Source organism: Weeksella sp. HMSC059D05, assembly GCF_001809725.1.
GTDB lineage: Bacteria > Bacteroidota > Bacteroidia > Flavobacteriales > Weeksellaceae > Weeksella > Weeksella virosa.
Window position 1 is genome coordinate 218,697 of the sequence record NZ_KV798550.1, and the last position, 18,351, is coordinate 237,047.

At 36.2% G+C, this 18,351-nt stretch carries 20 protein-coding genes; 14 read left to right on the forward strand and 6 right to left on the reverse strand.

Translation table 11 applies throughout. The annotated features are described in order from the left end of the window. The first annotated feature begins 44 nt into the window (after positions 1-44). The 8 genes from rpmB to HMPREF2660_RS10655 all read left to right on the forward strand — a co-directional run bounded on the left by rpmB (position 45) and on the right by HMPREF2660_RS10655 (position 5,682). Positions 45-281, forward strand: a complete 237-nt coding sequence (rpmB, locus tag HMPREF2660_RS10620; RefSeq protein WP_013598566.1) for a 50S ribosomal protein L28 — start codon at positions 45-47, stop codon at positions 279-281. Between the two features lie 11 nt (positions 282-292). Beyond that, the gene (rpmG, locus tag HMPREF2660_RS10625; protein ID WP_013598567.1) at positions 293-475 is read left to right on the forward strand and encodes a 50S ribosomal protein L33; all 183 of its coding nucleotides are present in this window, start codon (positions 293-295) and stop codon (positions 473-475) included. 14 nt (positions 476-489) lie between these two features. Beyond that, positions 490-639, forward strand: a complete 150-nt coding sequence (locus tag HMPREF2660_RS10630) for a DUF4295 domain-containing protein (RefSeq protein ID WP_013598568.1) — start codon at positions 490-492, stop codon at positions 637-639. A gap of 101 nt (positions 640-740) precedes the next feature. Next, positions 741-1,703: a signal recognition particle-docking protein FtsY gene (gene ftsY / locus HMPREF2660_RS10635; RefSeq protein WP_013598569.1), complete on the forward strand. Its 963-nt coding sequence runs from the start codon at positions 741-743 to the stop codon at positions 1,701-1,703. A 452-nt stretch (positions 1,704-2,155) separates the two neighbouring features. Further along, positions 2,156-2,998: a GLPGLI family protein gene (locus tag HMPREF2660_RS10640; RefSeq protein ID WP_013598571.1), complete on the forward strand. Its 843-nt coding sequence runs from the start codon at positions 2,156-2,158 to the stop codon at positions 2,996-2,998. A 69-nt stretch (positions 2,999-3,067) separates the two neighbouring features. Next, complete coding sequence (locus tag HMPREF2660_RS10645) at positions 3,068-3,997, forward strand: TonB-dependent receptor (protein WP_041942131.1); 930 nt, start codon at positions 3,068-3,070, stop codon at positions 3,995-3,997. 18 nt (positions 3,998-4,015) lie between these two features. After that, a complete protein-coding gene (locus HMPREF2660_RS10650) occupies positions 4,016-4,288 on the forward strand; it encodes a hypothetical protein (RefSeq protein WP_070487130.1) in 273 nt (90 codons plus the stop codon). Further along, positions 4,285-5,682, forward strand: a complete 1,398-nt coding sequence (locus HMPREF2660_RS10655) for a hypothetical protein (RefSeq protein ID WP_070487131.1) — start codon at positions 4,285-4,287, stop codon at positions 5,680-5,682. Before HMPREF2660_RS10650 ends, HMPREF2660_RS10655 begins: the two co-directional genes overlap by 4 nt. Positions 5,683-5,861: 179 nt before the next feature. Here HMPREF2660_RS10655 and HMPREF2660_RS10660 read toward each other — a convergent pair whose 3' ends face one another. Continuing rightward, positions 5,862-6,920, reverse strand: coding sequence for an acyl-CoA reductase (locus tag HMPREF2660_RS10660; protein WP_083299129.1), 1,059 nt, complete (start codon positions 6,918-6,920; stop codon positions 5,862-5,864). 59 nt (positions 6,921-6,979) lie between these two features. On the opposite strand from HMPREF2660_RS10660, the gene HMPREF2660_RS10665 reads away from it, so the two are divergent. Further along, positions 6,980-7,330: a 4Fe-4S dicluster domain-containing protein gene (locus tag HMPREF2660_RS10665; protein ID WP_013598573.1), complete on the forward strand. Its 351-nt coding sequence runs from the start codon at positions 6,980-6,982 to the stop codon at positions 7,328-7,330. A 145-nt stretch (positions 7,331-7,475) separates the two neighbouring features. Here the strand turns inward: HMPREF2660_RS10665 and gldG are convergent, their stop codons facing one another. The 4 genes from gldG to HMPREF2660_RS10685 are packed head-to-tail and all read right to left on the reverse strand — an operon-like array spanning position 7,476 to position 11,294. Then, positions 7,476-9,143, reverse strand: a complete 1,668-nt coding sequence (gene gldG / locus HMPREF2660_RS10670; protein WP_070487134.1) for a gliding motility-associated ABC transporter substrate-binding protein GldG — start codon at positions 9,141-9,143, stop codon at positions 7,476-7,478. Then, complete coding sequence (locus tag HMPREF2660_RS10675) at positions 9,143-9,880, reverse strand: ABC transporter permease subunit (protein WP_013598575.1); 738 nt, start codon at positions 9,878-9,880, stop codon at positions 9,143-9,145. Before HMPREF2660_RS10675 ends, gldG begins: the two co-directional genes overlap by 1 nt. Positions 9,881-9,889: 9 nt before the next feature. After that, positions 9,890-10,432: a CopD family protein gene (locus HMPREF2660_RS10680; RefSeq protein ID WP_013598576.1), complete on the reverse strand. Its 543-nt coding sequence runs from the start codon at positions 10,430-10,432 to the stop codon at positions 9,890-9,892. A 16-nt stretch (positions 10,433-10,448) separates the two neighbouring features. Continuing rightward, positions 10,449-11,294, reverse strand: coding sequence for an SAM hydrolase/SAM-dependent halogenase family protein (locus HMPREF2660_RS10685; RefSeq protein ID WP_013598577.1), 846 nt, complete (start codon positions 11,292-11,294; stop codon positions 10,449-10,451). 69 nt (positions 11,295-11,363) lie between these two features. On the opposite strand from HMPREF2660_RS10685, the gene HMPREF2660_RS10690 reads away from it, so the two are divergent. Next, on the forward strand, positions 11,364-12,341 hold the full coding sequence (locus tag HMPREF2660_RS10690; protein WP_070487137.1) for a PhoH family protein: 978 nt from the start codon (positions 11,364-11,366) through the stop codon (positions 12,339-12,341). A gap of 147 nt (positions 12,342-12,488) precedes the next feature. On the opposite strand, the gene HMPREF2660_RS10695 is transcribed toward HMPREF2660_RS10690, so the two are convergent. After that, a complete protein-coding gene (locus tag HMPREF2660_RS10695; RefSeq protein WP_070487139.1) occupies positions 12,489-14,015 on the reverse strand; it encodes a YifB family Mg chelatase-like AAA ATPase in 1,527 nt (508 codons plus the stop codon). A 166-nt stretch (positions 14,016-14,181) separates the two neighbouring features. Here HMPREF2660_RS10695 and HMPREF2660_RS10700 point away from each other — a divergent pair, with 166 nt between their 5' ends. The 4 genes from HMPREF2660_RS10700 to HMPREF2660_RS10715 all read left to right on the forward strand — a co-directional run bounded on the left by HMPREF2660_RS10700 (position 14,182) and on the right by HMPREF2660_RS10715 (position 18,293). Beyond that, positions 14,182-14,658: a cytidine deaminase gene (locus tag HMPREF2660_RS10700; protein ID WP_070487140.1), complete on the forward strand. Its 477-nt coding sequence runs from the start codon at positions 14,182-14,184 to the stop codon at positions 14,656-14,658. A 53-nt stretch (positions 14,659-14,711) separates the two neighbouring features. Next, positions 14,712-15,713, forward strand: coding sequence for a pyruvate dehydrogenase (acetyl-transferring) E1 component subunit alpha (gene pdhA, locus HMPREF2660_RS10705; RefSeq protein WP_070487142.1), 1,002 nt, complete (start codon positions 14,712-14,714; stop codon positions 15,711-15,713). Between the two features lie 3 nt (positions 15,714-15,716). Next, positions 15,717-17,321, forward strand: a complete 1,605-nt coding sequence (locus HMPREF2660_RS10710) for a 2-oxo acid dehydrogenase subunit E2 (protein ID WP_070487144.1) — start codon at positions 15,717-15,719, stop codon at positions 17,319-17,321. A 66-nt stretch (positions 17,322-17,387) separates the two neighbouring features. Continuing rightward, positions 17,388-18,293, forward strand: a complete 906-nt coding sequence (locus HMPREF2660_RS10715) for a YihY/virulence factor BrkB family protein (RefSeq protein ID WP_070487146.1) — start codon at positions 17,388-17,390, stop codon at positions 18,291-18,293. Positions 18,294-18,351 lie beyond the last annotated feature (58 nt).

An 18,351-nucleotide genomic window follows, 5' to 3' on the forward strand; every position in this document is an offset into this window, starting at 1 on the left:
TTTTGTTACTTTGCACTCCGTTTAAAAATAAGACAAGAGGAAAGATGTCAAAGATTTGTCAAATTACAGGTAAGAGAAGATTAGTAGGAAATAAAGTTTCTCATGCTAATAATAAAACAAAACGCACTTTTGAAGTGAATTTGTTTAAGAAGAGATTTTATTTGCCAGAAGCAGATGAATGGATAACATTGCGCGTTTCGGCAAATGGTTTGAAAACGATCAACAAATTAGGTGTTGATGAAGCAGTTAAGCGTGCACGTAAAGAAGGTTTAATTAAATAAAAAAAACTGCCATGGCAAAGAAAGGTAATAGAGTACAGGTAATTTTAGAGTGTACAGAGCATAAAGAAAGTGGTATGCCAGGTATGTCTCGCTATATCACTACTAAGAACAAAAAAAATACACCGGATCGTATTGAGTTGAAAAAGTACAACCCAGTGTTGAAAAAATATACTCTTCATAAGGAGATCAAATAATAAAATTTTAGACAATGGCAAAAAAGACGGTAGCAACCCTACAAACAGGGTCTAAAAAAATGACTAAAGTAATCAAAATGGTAAAATCTCCGAAAACAGGAGCTTACATTTTTGTAGAAAAAGTTGTTGCAGCTGATACTACTGGTGATTTCTTCGCTAAGTAATCAGCGTAGTATATATTTAAAGGTTTTTAGAGCTGCCTCAATTGGCGGCTTTTTTTTGTGCATTAGTTTAGTTATATTCGTAGTCTAAATAGCGTTTCTACATGAGCTGGTTCAAAAAAATACTTGGTAAAGAAAGCAAAGAAAAACTCGATGAAGGTTTAGAAAAATCTAAACAATCTCTATTCGATAAAATCTCTCGCACAGTCGTAGGTAAATCTAAAGTAGATGATGAGGTTTTAGATGATTTAGAAGAAGTACTAATCTCTTCGGATGTTGGTGTGGAAACCACGGTGAACATTATTCGAAGGATAGAAGAACGCGTTGCTCGTGATAAATATGTTTCAACTTCCGAACTGAATAAAATTCTTAGAGAAGAAATAGCTGGACTTTTAGCAGAAAATAATATAGACGATACAGACGGATTCCAGATTCCTAAAAAAGATCACCCTTTTGTTATTATGGTAGTCGGGGTGAACGGAGTTGGTAAAACGACCACAATCGGGAAATTAGCCGCACAATTCAAAGCCAAAGGATTGAAAGTCGTTTTAGGGGCGGCTGATACGTTTCGTGCTGCAGCTGTTGATCAGTTGGTGATTTGGGCCGAAAGAGCAGATGTACCTATCGTGAAACAAGCAATGGGGTCTGATCCTGCTTCTGTTGCCTACGACACAGTACAATCTGCTGTTGCACAAAAAGCCGATGTGGTGTTGATAGATACTGCAGGACGATTACATAATAAAGTAAATTTGATGAATGAACTGACCAAAATAAAACGCGTAATGCAAAAGGTAATTCCAGATGCACCGCACGAAGTTTTGTTGGTTCTCGATGGATCTACTGGGCAAAATGCTTTTGAGCAGGCCAAACAATTTACCCAAGCTACTGAAGTGACTTCTATGGCTGTGACCAAATTAGACGGTACAGCGAAAGGGGGCGTAGTGATTGGAATTTCTGACCAATTCAAAATCCCTGTAAAGTACATAGGAGTTGGCGAAGGTATTCATGACTTACAAGCCTTTAATAAAATGGAGTTTGTGGATTCGTTCTTCAAACAGGTGAAATAAAATTTTAGAACTATTAAATACCAATTAAGCTTCCTTTACGGAGGCTTTTTTGTGTGTAACGTATTCGCTTTTAAACGTTAATGATTTACTAAAATTGGTTTATTATTATTATTATTGTAATGACATTAACATGTTGATAAGGAAATTCTAGCTTTAAAAAATCATCATACAAATCATTAATAATAAAAAATTAAACAAATGAAAAAAATGATTTTCGCTGGTGCGTTATTATTATTTGGAACATTTGCATTAGCAAATGTAGAAAATGTAAAATTAGACCCTCCTGAAATCTATATGTATTGAAGTAGAAGGCCCATGTGGTATAGTTGGAACCTTTTGTGAATTTGAAGGTACACCGATCAATACTGAAGAGGTTGCCGATTTTGGAGAGTGGATGTGTGAAGATTAAATTAATTCGCTACTTATTTTGTGAAAGGATTATATAAATGATTATGCTGAAAAAATATTCTATACTACTATTTGCATTATTTACTACATTGGTTTTTAGTCAACACAACCAAGAGATACTTGTTGAATACGAATATACCTTTGTGGAAGATTCGTTGAATCGAAATAATGTGAAATCGGAAACGATGCAACTTTATATTTTACCTGAGCAAACTGTTTTCATAGGTAAAAATTTATACATTAGAGATTCTATTCATCATCACAGAACAAATAACAACTTTGTCTTGAAGAATGCTGTGAACGGTGTGATAAAGGTAGATGCGATAAATCAAGGAATACCCAAAACAGACCTTAGGTACAGAATTATTCATGCTAGAGGAAAAGATAACTATACGATACATACTACCTTGGGACCTACCAAATTTTCTTTCGACGACCAAATGGAGCTTTTGGAATGGAAATTATCCAATGAACGAGAGGTTTTTTTGGGATACAACATTCAAAAAGCAGAAGTACAAGCATTTGGTAGAAAATGGGAGGTTTGGTACACCGAAGACATTCCTTTGTCGTATGGACCTTACAAATTTCATGGTTTACCAGGCTTGATTGTCAAAGTACAAGACAGTGAACGCTTTTTTAGTTATGAGTTGAAAGGGTTGAAAAAGTTAAACTATCAACCTGAATTTCATGTGTCAGAAAAAACGTATCACATCAGCAAGAAAGATTACACGGACTTTGTTGCAAAATATGAAGCAAATCCTTTGGAGTCGTTAAACTTTATAAAGTTTTCTGTACAGAATGAAAATGATTTTCTTCAAAGAAAATTGCGTGTGATTGAAAAGAACAACAACTTTATAGAAAAGGATTTAAAATTAAGATTGAAATAAAATGAAACTATTTTGGGGTATAATTTCTAATCTTTAAATATATTAACCATCGCATTATTTTAACATCTTTTGAAACTAAACTTATTCATCGTCTTACTTTTCATTGCCTCGCAACTCTTTGCTCAGCTTTCTGTATCAGGAAGCATAAAAAACGAAGAGGGGAAACCCATTGCAGGCGCCAATGTAATCATATCGCCCATTGATCAAGATCTAACTCTTGCGTTTGCTATTACGGATAAAGATGGCAAATACACCTTGTGGTTGGAGGAGTCGATACATGAATTGTACGAGGTAAAAGTAAGGGCATTCAATTATGCATTTGTGTCGGATTTAATAAACGAATCGTCAGAACATTTTGACTTTGTTTTGACCGAAAAACCCATCGAACTCCAAGAAGTGAAAATCAAGGCATCGCCCATTCGAAAACGGGGCGACACCATTGCGTACGATGTTAGCAACTTCAAAGATATACAAGACCGCAGCATTGCCGATGTCATCAAAAAAATGCCTGGTATAGAAATCGAATCTTCAGGTCGAATCTTGTATCAAGGTGAGCCTATCAACAAATACTACATCGAAGGCTTGGATTTGTTGGGCGGACGATACGCACTGGCTAACGAAAATATGAGTGCCGATGCAGTAGATAAGGTTCAAATCTTAGAGAATCATCAACCGGTGAAGATTTTAGATAGTTTGGTGTACAGTTCTAGAGCGGCGCTGAACATTAAGCTGAAAGATAAAGTGACGTATTCGGGAAAGGCAGAAATTGGCGCAGGTTTTTCACCTACTTTGTATCAAGTCAATTTAACGCCGATGATGTTTACCAAAAATCAACAGGTTTTGGCATCCATTCAATCCAACAATAGAGGTGAAAATCTTCAACGTCAAATCAATGTATTGTCGTTGGAGGATTTGTTGAATGATAATGAAAAATACGTCAACAACAGTTGGTTGTCGATTGCAGGAGTGCAAACCCCACATTTCGAATCCAAGCGATGACTACATAATGCGGCAACCTTGGGTACTTGGAATCAATTGATTCGCATAAAAAAAGATATTGAATTGCGAGTGAATGTTGATTATCTCAACGATTATCAACAACACCAAGGCGATACGCATATCGAGTATTTTTTACCAACAGGAAATCTTGTGCTAAATGAACTGAAACGCAATAATTATCAGCGCGAAACCCTGAAAACCAAATTCACTTTACAACAAAACACCCAGAAAAATTATTTCCAAAATATTTTAGAGTTCAAAGGGATTGGCACCGCGATCATGGATATTTGACTGCAAATTCTGAATTTGTAGACCAATTGTTGTCAAAACCCAACAAAGAATTTTCGAATCAACTGAATTGGATTAAAACATTTGGCAAACAATTGGTTACCTTCAAATCGTTGATCGCTTACAAAGATTACCACGAACAATTGTCCATTAAGCCGGGTGTTTTCATCGATGTTGTCAACGATGAAGAGGCCTATGATTTAGCCACACAAAATTTGTTGTACAAACGTATGAAAACCAATCATTCGGCGGAATTTACCAAACGTCTGACAAGAACATTGACTTGGCAATCTAAGCTTGGAATGGAGTACACTTGGTATGAATTGAAAAGTGATTTTTCTACCAATGAAACTTTCAATAATTCAGAATTTACGAACAATAATCAATGGAAAGTTTTGCGTCCTAATTTTGAAAACAGCCTTGAATACAAAAAAGGGGATTTTCGTTCGCAATTGGTGTTGCCTTTACATTATTACAACCTCAGCAATCAGGATAATATAAACGATTTGGATACAGAATATGCCAAAGTATTTCTTCAACCTCGTTTGAATTTTAATTACAATCTCAGCAATTATTGGAACCTCAACCTGAACAATGCTTACCTTGCGAATTTTGGAAATCCTCTGAATTTCCATCGTGGATATATTCTCTACAACTACAATACTTTGCGTAAGAACTGGAGTGAATTGAATGAAACCGAAAGTTGGCATAGCCATCTACGATTGAAGTACGAAAATCCCATACGCTCTCGTTTTTTTCATTTAATCTACGCTTTCGATTGGAATCAAAACGATCTGATTTACCGTTACCTTTTTGATGAAAATGCATCGTCGATGGTTGAAGCTGTGGCAAAGAAAAATTACAAAACGAACCACAATTTCAGTTCAAAGATTTCCCAATATAAAACAAGTTTTGAGTTGAATGCCAGGTACAGTAATGTGAAGAGGCAACATTTGTTGAATGAAGATTTGGTGGATGGTTTGCATCATTTTCTCACAATGGGCGCAGGTCTCAAATTTAGATATTTCTCAAGTTTTACCCTGACTTATGATTACAGTCGGTCGCAAAATAATCATCGTTTAACCAATCAAACTTCGAAGGTAGTTCAACAAAACCATCAAGCATCGTTGCATTATTTTCCGCATCCTCAGCATAATTTAACCCTACGAATGGATTATGTTCAAAACACTCGTCCCCATAAGTCTAACACGCTATTGGGTGATTTTACCTATCGCTATACAATGCAAAAAAGAAAAATTGATGTCGAGCTAAGTGTTTACAATTTGTTCAATGAAAAGGTGTTCAATCAAACTCAATTCGATCAATATTACCAAATGCATTATCAGTATCAATTGCGCCCAACACAAGTGATGTTGACGACACGGTTCAATTTTTAGAGTTTTTTTTATCTCCTACCGCAACGCGGCAGATGAACAAGCTTCGATTTGCGCTATGAGTTTTTCTTTCTCATATCGATGTGTTTCTTCTTGCAGAGGAAGAATGTTTGGTGAAAATTAGTCAAAAAAAAATAAGCTATTCGTTAGATCATAGCTTATTTATATTGGTTGGATATTATTTAAATCTTACTCAGAAATGCCAAAGTATCTATACCATCTGCATAATCAGTCAAGGTAGGATGTTGGGTTTGTCCAAAATCAACACGATTATCCAAGTTTAATTTACTTACCACACATTGGATTTCTTCTTCGTGATTTTTTAGCGTCGTTTTCACGTCTTCTAAATCATCGTACAATTCATAATGCAAAACTGCAATCGGACTGTGAAGAGCTTCATCTTCTTTGATCAAAACAAAATTATTATCGTAGAATTTATCTTTGCTCAATAAATAAATTGCACGGTTATAGTCGTAATTATTTGCATATTTAGTTTGTTGTACGATGTTTTCGCCCCAAGGAAAAATAACTTCTATCAATTCCTGAATTTGAGTTTCTTTTTGGGTATAAATTTTTGTAACATTCCGACAACCTAATCCAAAGTATCTAAAGAAATCTTCCCCCAAACGCATTAAATCTTCTTTGCTTTCACTTCCATCAAGTACAGCAACCGACGTTCTGTTTTTTCGGATAATATGCGGAACCTGAGAAAAATAATGTTCGAAATAGCGCGCTGTATTGTTGCTTCCGGTTGCAATCACCGCATCGAAATTTTCTAAACGCTCTACTTTTTGGATTCGATTTTTAAATTCTTCATCAATCGATTGTAAATAGTGAATCACCAAATCGAGCAGTTTTTCGTCTTTAGAAGAAGGTTTCACCAAAGCACGATGACCAAAAAGTACCACAGACAAAAGATCATGAAATCCGACCAAAGGTAAATTTCCAGCCATGATAATTCCGACATTTTTAGGTGTATCGGGCAAAGAGTAAAGAGTAATCCAATCGGATAAATTCTTTTCAGTTAATGCATCTGCCCAGTTTTGCATGGCAAAGTGTATATTTTCTTGTGTAAACCAATTGTTGTGTGCTTCTGCATCTCTACATGCTAAATTTGCATCCTCTTTCCAGTACAAAAATTTATGCAACAGTTGTTCGTTTTTAGGTTGTTCCTCTCGAGTTAGGAAATTAAAAAACTGACCTAGTTCATCAAAAGCCGAAATCCTTTGGTTTAATGTCATAATTTATAAAATTAGTAGTAATTTTGTAAATGCAAATTTAAGAATTAAATACAGAACAGATGGCTATTATTATTACCGATGAATGTATCAATTGTGGAGCTTGTGAACCAGAATGTCCGAATAATGCAATTTATGAAGCTGCAGTCGATTGGAAGTACTCTGATGGCACAAGTCTTACAGGTACCATTGTTAATGTAGATGGAATTACGTTTGATGCTGATGCTGTTCAAGAGCCTATAAGCGACGAAGTATATTACATCGTACCCGATAAATGTACCGAGTGCAAAGGTTTCCACGAAGAGCCTCAATGCGCCGCTGTTTGTCCGGTTGATTGTTGTATCCCAGATGACGCACACGTTGAGAGTGAAGAGCGCTTATTACAAAAACAAGCTTTTATGCACAACGAATAATCCTCTTACATACCAAAACAAAAAACCTCGTTTTCTTGGAAAACGAGGTTTTTTTATTTTATAAAATATATTTATTTTTAATTCTTAAATGTTTTTAGAAGCAAATATTTTCGGCTATAGAAAAACAGAGTTTTGGTAAGGTGAATTAGAGGCGTGTATATTTCCTTTTTCGGTACCAATTAGCAAGCGCTCCAACCAAAAGAATAATAAAGGTAGGGATTAAAAGGTTTTTCATTTGCCAACTTTTCTTTTCCAATACAACTTTCGATTCACTCAATTTCGGGGTCTGAAGTTGTCGATTTCTCAACGCCAAGAAGTCTTCATTTCCCAATAAATAGTCCATCGTGTTCATCAAAAATGTTTGGTTCGCATAAGTTTTGGGTGGCATATTTGGGTTGTCTGGACGCATCGAGTATTTATCCTCTCCTAAGCGCATTGGCATACCTCGCCAAAGATTATTCTTCAGAACATCACCGTCAGAAATAACAACCATTTTGCCGTCTTTTGTTGCCCCTCTGTAATTCGGGAATTCTTTACGCTCATAGCGCATCGCATACGCAGAAGAGAAATCTCCTTCTATCAAAACTGCCATCGGAATTCTACCCATTTTATACTCTTCAGGGTTCTCGATATTGACTTCGTTTAATTGGATAAAATTGAGTGCAGGTTTTAGGGTGGTCTGTGCCGAACTTGCTAAAAGTACAGTTGGTTTGATGTTTTTATTGGGAATTATCTCGATCGGATTTGCAAACTGAAATAATACAGGATCAATCGATTGTGTTATAGGGTTATCTTCTGCTCTTGTGCCCAATTCGAAATATGGCCACGGATAATAATTGTAACTTGTGTTTCCGGCAGTTTCTCCATCGGCAAGCACAATTGGCGAGCCGTTAAGATCTTTGATAATCATTGGATGAATACGTATTCCGTAATTGAAGAGAAAATCATTGAGCTGTAAATCTCGGGGGAAAGCCACAATTTTTCCGCTTCGGAAAATAGAATCCATTTCTGCATCGACTGTTTCTACTGCCCAGAGTGTTTTTCCGCCATGCATAATGTATTGGTCAAGCACCAGTTTGTCCATCTCGGTAAAAGGTAGGGTAGGTTTTGCGATTACCAACGCATCGAATTTCCGAAGACTATCGAGATCGGATGCTTGCAATGTCATACTTTTATTAATGATTGGGTTCAGGTACACACCCACGTCATATTTATCCGCCAAAGCACGTCCAAAACCATCTATTTTGTTTTCGGGTAATTCATCATGATGGACAATTAAACCAACTTTTTTTCTGTTTTTACTTGTGATTTGTTGAATTTTATCGGCAAAAAGATATTCTAATTTTTCGGATGAAGCTTGTGGCAAACTCTCGAAAGTAATCGATGGATCATTGATCAAGACTTCCATCCAACGAGTTTTTTCTTGATAAGAAATCTTCGCATAAGGGTAAACATTCAGGATACCTTTGTCAGTTTTGATAGGAGCGGGAGAAAGGTGAGCTTCTTCTTTTTCGGTCTCAGAAATATCTATCGGGTCGAGGAAAGTATAGGTTAAGTTTTTATTGCGTTCTTGTAGCTCGTCTAATAAAAACTGAATATCATTGCGTAAATTTCTGTAGTCTGCGGTGAGTTCTCCACCAAGTAATATGTCGATATGCAAAGGAGAATCTAGACTTTGTATCAAACTTTCAGATGTCGAGCTTAATGTATATCGCTTGTCTTGCGTAAGATCGTATCGATGAAAAACAAAAAATCCTACTATCCAGATCAAAAGTAAACCGATAATGTAGAGAAAAGAACGATATTTTTTCATTATGATTTTCTTTTTTTGAGTTCGATAATTTGCATAGTTGCGAATATGAAAAATGTAGAAAGTATAATAAAATACAAGAACGATCGCGTATCGATTACGCCTTTTAGGAAAGATGTGAAATGCGTTTGAGCACTCATTTTTAGTACATAATAATCGATGTTCCCTAATAAATTATAAGATGCCAAACCTTGTAATCCGAAGTAGAGAATAAAGTTAATAAACACGGCCAAAACAAAGGCAATGACCTGGTTGTTGCTTAGCGAAGAAGAGAGGAGACCGACGCTAGTGAATAGTGTCCCGATCAAAAATATACCGATATAGGCAGAAAAAAGAATGCCGTAATCGATGTTTTGTTCTGGTATTACCAATTGCTGTAGGCTATAAACATAGACAAAACTCAGCACCAGCAAAAAAACAAGTACCGATAAAACGGCGAAAAATTTTCCTAGTACGATTTGTTGTGTGTTTATAGGTTGCGTAAATAGCCACAAAAGGGTTCCGTTGTTTTGTTCTTCTGCAATGAGTTTCATGGTCAGGGCAGGGATTAATAATAGAAATACCCACGGAGCGATAATAAAGAAAGGGTTGAGAGAAGCTAATCCGCTTTGGAAAATATTGTATTCTTGATCGAAAAACCAAAGAAATAAACTGCAAATTAGTATAAAAACAAAGGCGGCAATATAGGCTGTGAAACCTAAAAAAAAATGTGAAATTTCTTTCTTATAAATGGTAAACATAGATAGATTTTATTTTTTGTGCCGATTGACAATTTTCACAATCGCCATGATTAGAATTCCAACTCCAAAAAAACTAATTACTGCCCAAACCCAATTTTTGGCAAAATCTGTTTTTTGGATTACCGCAAATACGACTGCAAAGAGAATAATAGTTGCAACTTCATTCATCATTCGTAGTCGAACAGAAGTATAACGGAAAATATTGTTTTGTATTTCTCGTAATGTTTTCCAACACCAATAATGATAAATAAAAAGCAAAACAACCATAATAAGCTTGAATTTCATCCAAAGCGTATTCATCAGACCAGGATGCTTATACAGCATATTTAGACCCATTACTACAAGAATTATAAAAGCAGGCACAGTGATAACATTCCATAGCCTTTTCTCCATAAAAGTAAATTGCTTTTGTAGAATTTCTTTATCCGGAGAGGGGAGTTCTTGTGTGTCGGTATGATAAATCATTAGTCGGACAATATAGAAAAGTCCAGCAAAATAACTAACGACAAAAATAACGTGTAATGCTTTATATATCAGGTAATTGTATTCCATTTATGTTGCAGGCATATTAAGGATCAATAAACTCAATAAGAATGTTGTCACCTTTTCTTAATCCCATCAATTCATTGGCAGGAGCAAACTGTGACGGATTGCTGTTGTAGGTGGTGATTTCTAATGAGCCAGCACTATTGAATAAACAAATTGGTCGACCATTAACAAAAACTTCTTTTTTGAAATCGGTAACAATATCGAAATAATGATCATGTATTTGATTGATTTCGATAGCTGTAAAATTTTCTTTTCGCAGGTTAATTCTAAAGTTGCGATTTTGTGCATGTTGATCGAAAAACTTTTTAGTAATATTCGTTATAGCATTGCCAAAATGATCAATGTAAATGATATTTCCTTGTATTATGCGATCATCACGATAGAGCGGATTTAGATTATTGTATTTTAAATAATCGGTTCGTGGATTGCCAACCAAATTCATCACACCACCACGAGCCAAATGACAAGCTACCGGAATAAATATGTCTTTTACCGGACTCAGCCCATCAATCGCTTCAGGATTAATATTGATTTCTACAATTTCGTCGGGTAGTTTATCATCACACAACAACGAAATAAAACCATTATCAGCACCTATAAAGTAATGACCATCAAAAAAAAAGCACATTGGCTTGTATTTGCGATGTAACAATGCATTTACCCCTACAATATGGATAGTCCCTCTCGGAAAGTTAGGATAAGCTTTTTGTAGAATATAAGCCGTTTCAGTGATGTCATAGTGGCTTATTTCATGAGAAATATCAACAATTACACTATCCGGTAATTCACTTAGAATACGACCTTTTAACGAGGCTACAAAGTAATCTTTATGTCCGAAATCAGTAGTTAATGTTATTATTGACATTTTATTTATAATAGACAACAAATATATTGCTTATTTTTGTGTTAGATACAATAAAAAAATGATTCACTTTTGACAGAAATTACATTAGAACTTACCGAAATTAATGCGCAAGACTTTTATGGCGCCAATAATGAGCACCTTAGACGCATAAAAGAATACTTTCCTAAACTAAAAATTATTGCCCGTGGTAAAAAACTTACTGTCGTAGGAAATGAAGAACTTCTACAGACTTTCGAAAAGAAAACTGCACAGATAATTAAACATATACAGCATTATAATCGACTTTCTAATCGAGATCTAGAGATTATCATGACTTCAGATTTGCAAGAAGAAAAACAAATGGTAATCCACGATGATATTATTGTACATGGTGTAAGTGGAAAAATCATCAAAGCGCATACGCCTGGCCAAAAAGAATTGGTAAGCAAAGTGCATAAAAATGATATGGTTTTTGCAATTGGGCCAGCCGGAACTGGGAAAACATATACCGGCGTTGCCTTGGCTGTGCAAGCTCTGAAAAACAAAGAAGTAAAACGAATTATCCTTACACGCCCTGCTGTAGAAGCAGGAGAAAGTTTAGGATTTTTACCTGGAGACCTCAAAGAAAAACTAGATCCCTATTTGCAACCATTATACGATGCATTGAAAGATATGATCCATTTCGAGAAACTAGCATCCTATATAGAAAAAGGTGTGATAGAAGTAGCTCCTTTGGCTTTTATGCGAGGACGAACGCTCGATGAAGCTTTTGTTATACTGGATGAAGCACAGAATACCACACATTCTCAGATGAAAATGTTTCTGACTCGAATGGGGAAAAATTCTAAGTTTATGATAACTGGAGATCCAGAACAAGTAGATTTACCACCAAAACAAAAGTCGGGTTTACGGGAAGCAATTTCTATACTGAAAAATGTAAAAGATATAGGATTTGTATATCTAGACGAAAAAGATGTAGTTCGACACAAATTGGTTAGAGATATTTTACACGCATACAAAATGAATGAAGACCGAGAAAGAGAACTGATCCAAAAAAAAGAATCGTAGAGAAAAATTCAGGCAATAAAGAAAACTTCTTTTTATAAGTACTCCCCAATAAATAATATGATGAAAAAAGCCTTCTTGACCAAGAAGGCTTTTCCTGTTTTTTATTGATAAACATGCATGTAAAAAAAACTTCCGAAAAAAATTATCTCATCCCCATTGATCTCTATCAAGACTTCTATATTGTATGGCCTCTGCAATGTGCGTACTATTAATATTTTCGGCGTTGTCTAAGTCGGCTATCGTTCTAGCAACACGTAAGATACGATCATATGCCCGAGCAGAAAGGTTCAATCTTTCCATCGCAATTTTTATTAAATTTTTCGATTGCTCATCGAGCGAACAAAATTTATCTAACTCTTTTGTGCCGATCTGTGCATTGTAATGGATATTCAACCCTTCATACCGATCAATTTGTAGCTGTCTTGCTTTTAGCACTCTTGCACGAATAGTTGCACTTTTTTCACCATTTCTTTCCTTTGATAAATCATCAAAAGGAACCGGATTTACCTCAATATGCAAATCGATTCTATCGAGCAATGGTCCAGAAATCCGATTCATATAACGTTGCATTTCGGCCAAGCTCGAAGTATTCTTAGGATCATCAGCAAAATATCCACTTGGGCTGGGATTCATCGAGGCAACCAACATGAAACTAGCAGGGTAGGTAACGGTAAATTTAGCACGCGAAATCGTAACTTCTCGATCTTCGAGCGGTTGACGCATTACCTCTAAAACAGAACGCTTGAATTCTGGCAGCTCGTCCAAGAATAAAACACCGTTATGAGCCAAAGAAATTTCGCCCGGTTGCGGATACGAGCCTCCTCCTACCAAAGCAACATCCGAAACCGAATGATGCGGCGAGCTGAATGGGCGAATAGTTATCAGACCATTTTTTGGTAATTTTCCTGCAACGCTATGAATTTTTGTTGTCTCTAAAGATTCTTCGATACTCATCGGTGGTAAGATAGAGGCAATGCGTTTTGCTAACATGGTTTTTCCGCTTCCTGGTGGCCCGATTAGGATGATATTGTGTCCACCTGCGGCAGCGATTTCCATTGCTCGTTTTACATTTTCCTGTCCTTTAACATCCGAGAAATCATATGGATAGTTTTCGACCAGTTGATTGAATTCACTTTCAATATCCACCCGATGAGGTTCTAGTTCAGCTTCGTCATTCAAAAAATCAATTAAAGTTTTAATGTTTTCAATGCCATAAACTTTCAACCCTTGCACAACCGAGGCTTCATTTGCATTTTCTTTTGGTAAGATAAAACCATCAAAACCATCGAGTTTTGCTTGTATTGCAATAGGTAGGGCTCCCTTTATCGGGCGTAGAGAGCCGTCTAGAGATAACTCGCCCATAATGATATAGCGATCAAGATGATCAGTTTTTATTTGTTCTGATGCTGCTAAAATACCGATCGCAATGCTCAAATCATAAGCAGAACCTTCTTTTTGTAAATCTGCTGGAGCCATGTTGATGGTGATTTTTTTACCAGGAATTTTATAACCTACATTTTTTAGCGCAGCACTAATCCGAAAGTTGCTTTCTTTTATTGCACTATCGGGCAAGCCAACAAGATGATAACCGACTCCATTGTCGATGTTAACTTCTACAGTAATCAATTTAGATTCGACACCAAAGATGGCGCTTCCGTAAACTTTTACCAACATAGTGTGTGATTTTGTTCTAAATTAGTTAAAATTTATGGTCGCTCGCTAAGAAATTGAAAAAAAAGCTAGGCTATAGAGTAGGAATGTGTAAATTTACATCCTTTTTCTGGTGTATCAAGAATTTGTTAAACTTTGAGAGGAGGATAAATTAAAGAACTATCCATCAATGGAATTAAAAAATATATCGTTCCAGTATAAGGAATATTCGAACAAGGAAAGTTTGCCAAGCCAATTGAACTTATTGGTAGAAAAGGCATTATTAATCTCTAAGCAAGCATATGTGCCCTATTCTAATTTTCATGTTGGTGCAGCATTAGAATTAGAAAATGGAGAAATATTTTCAAGTACTAATCAAGAAAATGCTTCTTATCCTGTAGGAATATGTGCAGAGCGAGGATTGTTGTTTTATGTAGCATCACAATATCCTACCGAAAAAATAATCCGTTTGGCTGTTTCTTCAGAAGATTTAGCACAACCTCTACCGCCATGCGGGATGTGTAGGCAAGTAATCTTAGAGTATGAAAAAAAACAAGGAAAATCTATCGAGATAATTTTGTCAGGTAAGAGTGGTAAAGTCTATGTATTACCTTCTGCGGCAAGCTTATTACCTTTGCATTTTGATGAGAAATATTTAGAACCTTAATAATTGGGAATTTATCTAGCAAACACTTAAATTTGTTGGGTGAAAAGTGTGTTATGGAAAAATTAACAAAAGAAACCTATCTACAATGGTATAAAGAAATGACCTTTTGGCGTCGTTTCGAAGATAAATGTCGTTCTCTGTATTTGAAACAAAAAATACGCGGATTTTTACACCTATATAACGGTCAAGAGGCATTGCCAGCTGGTTTTTTACATGCTATGCAAAAAGGAGACAGAGTGATAACTGCTTATCGTTGTCATATCTGGCCAATGGCAATGGGAGTGGATCCTAAAGAGGTTATGGCAGAACTTTGCGGGAAAGCTACAGGAACTTCAAAAGGTTTAGGGGGCTCGATGCATATTTTTAGTAAAGAACATAATTTTTTCGGAGGTCACGGGATTGTTGGAGGACAAATTCCTTTAGGAGCTGGTATGGCCTTTGGTGATAAATATAATGGTAAAAACCATGTTACAATCTGTCTTATGGGTGATGGAGCTACACGACAAGGTGTACTACACGAAACCTTCAATATGGCAATGAACTGGAAGTTGCCAGTTGTTTTTGTGTGTGAGAATAACCAATACGCCATGGGGACATCTGTAAAGAGAACTGCCAACCATGAGGATATCTGGAAGTTGGGTCTTGGGTACGATATGCCTTCTTATCCTGTAGACGGAATGGATCCAGTGAAAGTAGCTGAAGCAGCCTATGAAGCGATTGAGCGAGCTCGTCGTGGCGATGGACCAACTTTTTTGGATGTTCGTACCTATCGTTACCGAGGTCATTCGATGTCAGATGCAGAACCTTATCGAACTAAAGAAGAGGTAGAGGAGTACAAAGAAGAAGATCCGATTCTACATGTGCAATCGCATTTGTTAGCAAATAAATGGGCAACTCAAGAAGAACTTGACAATATGGTAGAAGAAGTAAAAAAAGAAGTGGAAGCTTGTGTAGATTTCGCTGAGAATTCTCCATTCCCAGAAGAAGATGTAATGTATAAATATATATACTCAGAACCTGATTATCCTTTTTTAGATAAATTAGAAAAAAACTAATCTATGGCAGAAATAATTAATATGCCTCGCTTAAGCGATACAATGGAAGAAGGCACCGTTGTAAAATGGCACAAAAGTGTTGGAGATGAAGTTGCAGAAGGTGATATTCTTGCCGAAATCGAAACTGATAAAGCTATCCAAGAATTCGAGTCGGAATATGATGGGGTTTTGCTCTACCAAGGTGTGAAAGAAAACGAGCCAGTACCAGTAGATACAGTTTTAGCAATTATCGGTGAAAAAGGAGAAGATATAGCTAGTTTAATATCTGGCGGAACACAAGAAAAAGAAGATACAACTCAAGAAACCATCAAAGAAGAGGCAGAAAAATCTACTCAATCTACTGTCAAAAAACAAATTCCGTCCAATGTTCATGTAATCAATATGCCTCGTTTGAGTGATACAATGGAAGAGGGAACAGTGACGTCTTGGCATAAAAATGTTGGCGACAAAGTAGCGGAGGGAGATATTTTAGCGGATATCGAAACTGATAAAGCAGTTCAAGAATTCGAATCAGAATATGATGGAGTTCTCTTGTATCAAGGAGTAAAAGAAAATGAGCCTGTTCCAGTGGATACAATATTAGCCATTATCGGAGAAGAAGGAGCTGATATAAGTGCTGTTTTAGAGCAAGGTTCTGCAGTAGCTAATCAAGAAGAGGTAGAAATCATAGATGATGAAAAGCCAGTTGTGGTAGAGTTAGAGGTTAAGAAAACTGGTGAACATTCTACCGAAACAACCCCTAGCGAAGAAAGAATTTTTGCTTCACCACTCGCCCGTAAAATTGCAGAAGATAAAGGAATAGATTTAGCACAAGTAAAAGGTAGTGGAGACAACGGTAGAATTATACGTAAAGATGTAGAAAACTTCACACCATTAGCACAACATACAGTAGGTTCTGAATCGGTTGCATCTCCTAATATAGTTGCAGGAGAAGATAAACATATCCCGAACTCGAGTATGAGGAAAGTAATTGCAAAACGCTTGGCTGAATCTAAATTCACCGCACCTCATTATTACCTCAATATCGAGCTTGATATGGATAATGCAATTGAAGCAAGAAAACAAATTAATGCGTTACCCAATACAAAAATATCTTTCAACGATATGGTTGTGAAAGCTGTTGCTATGGCTCTGAAAAAACATCCTTCAGTAAATGCAAGTTGGGCCGATAATGAGATTGTACAATATGGAGATATCAATATCGGAGTAGCAGTTGCAGTAGAGGATGGTCTATTGGTACCAGTTGTACGCAACGCAGATCAGAAAAGTTATACCCAACTTTCGGCCGAAATCAAAGATTATGCAACCCGTGCAAGAGATCGCAAATTGAAAGCCGATGAAATGGAGAAATCTACCTTTTCGGTGTCTAATTTAGGAATGTTCGGGATAGAATCATTTACATCTATTATCAATCAACCAAATTCGTGCATCATGTCTATAGGCGCAATCGTAGAAAAGCCAGTCGTGAAAAACGGACAAATTGTTGTAGGAAACACCATGATGATTTCCTTAGCATGTGATCACAGAACAGTAGACGGAGCAACAGGAGCACAATTTCTGCAAACCTTCAAAGCATATATGGAAAATCCTGTCACCATGTTGGTGTAGTAATAAAAACAATAATTAATAATGGCTATTCAAATTTTGGATAGCCTTTTTTATTAACTTAGTTGAATGCAAAAAATAAAAGATTTATATAAAATTATAATACAAACCATTGTCGAGTTTACAGACGATTGTCTTATGAAAATGAGTGCTTCGTTAACCTATTACGCAATGTTTTCTTTATCGCCCGTTCTACTAATCGTCCTTTCGATGGCAAGCTTACTGTATAAAAAAGAAGCAATCGAGAATAGACTATATTACGAAATCAAAGAATTGGTGGGTTCGGAATTGGCTATCCAAATTCAAGACTTTGTAGCAAACTCAGCCGTTTCGGGAGATAGCAATATTGCTTTGATTATAGGTGTCGGAGTTTTAATTTTTGGTGCTACAACCGTGTTTACCGATATGCAAGATAGCTTCAATCTCATTTGGCGCATAGAAGCTGTTCCCAAAAGAGCCATGCTCAAGTTTTTAGCCAATCGCGGGGTTTCCTTTCTGTTTATCATGATTTTGGGATTTATTTTGTTTTCATCCGTCATCGTAAGCAGTTTAGTTGTACGTTTTGGTGAAGATATACTCCATTGGCTCGACATCAGTCAAACCATATCTGCTTCCACATTTATGATGATTAATAACATTTTATCATACGTATTAGCTGTTATAGTTTTTTTCTTACTATTCAAATTCTTGCCCGACATCAAAGTCAAACCCAAGCCCATCCTCATTGGTTCCTTAGTAACAGCAGGTTTATTCTTTGTGGCCAAATATTTTATCAGTTATTACCTATCCATTTCCAAATACAATACAATTTTTGGTTCAGCAGGATCCATCGTTATTCTATTGTTATATATCTATTACAATGCAGCCATAATGTACTTTGGTGCAAAATTTACAAAAGTATTTACCGAATACTATGGATTTGGAGTTCATCCAAGCAAAATAGCAAAGCGAAGAATAGTTAAATTCGAAGAATGAAACATCTTCATTTCGGTAGGATGAACCGCAAAGCTTTCCCAAAAGATAGCAACAAAAC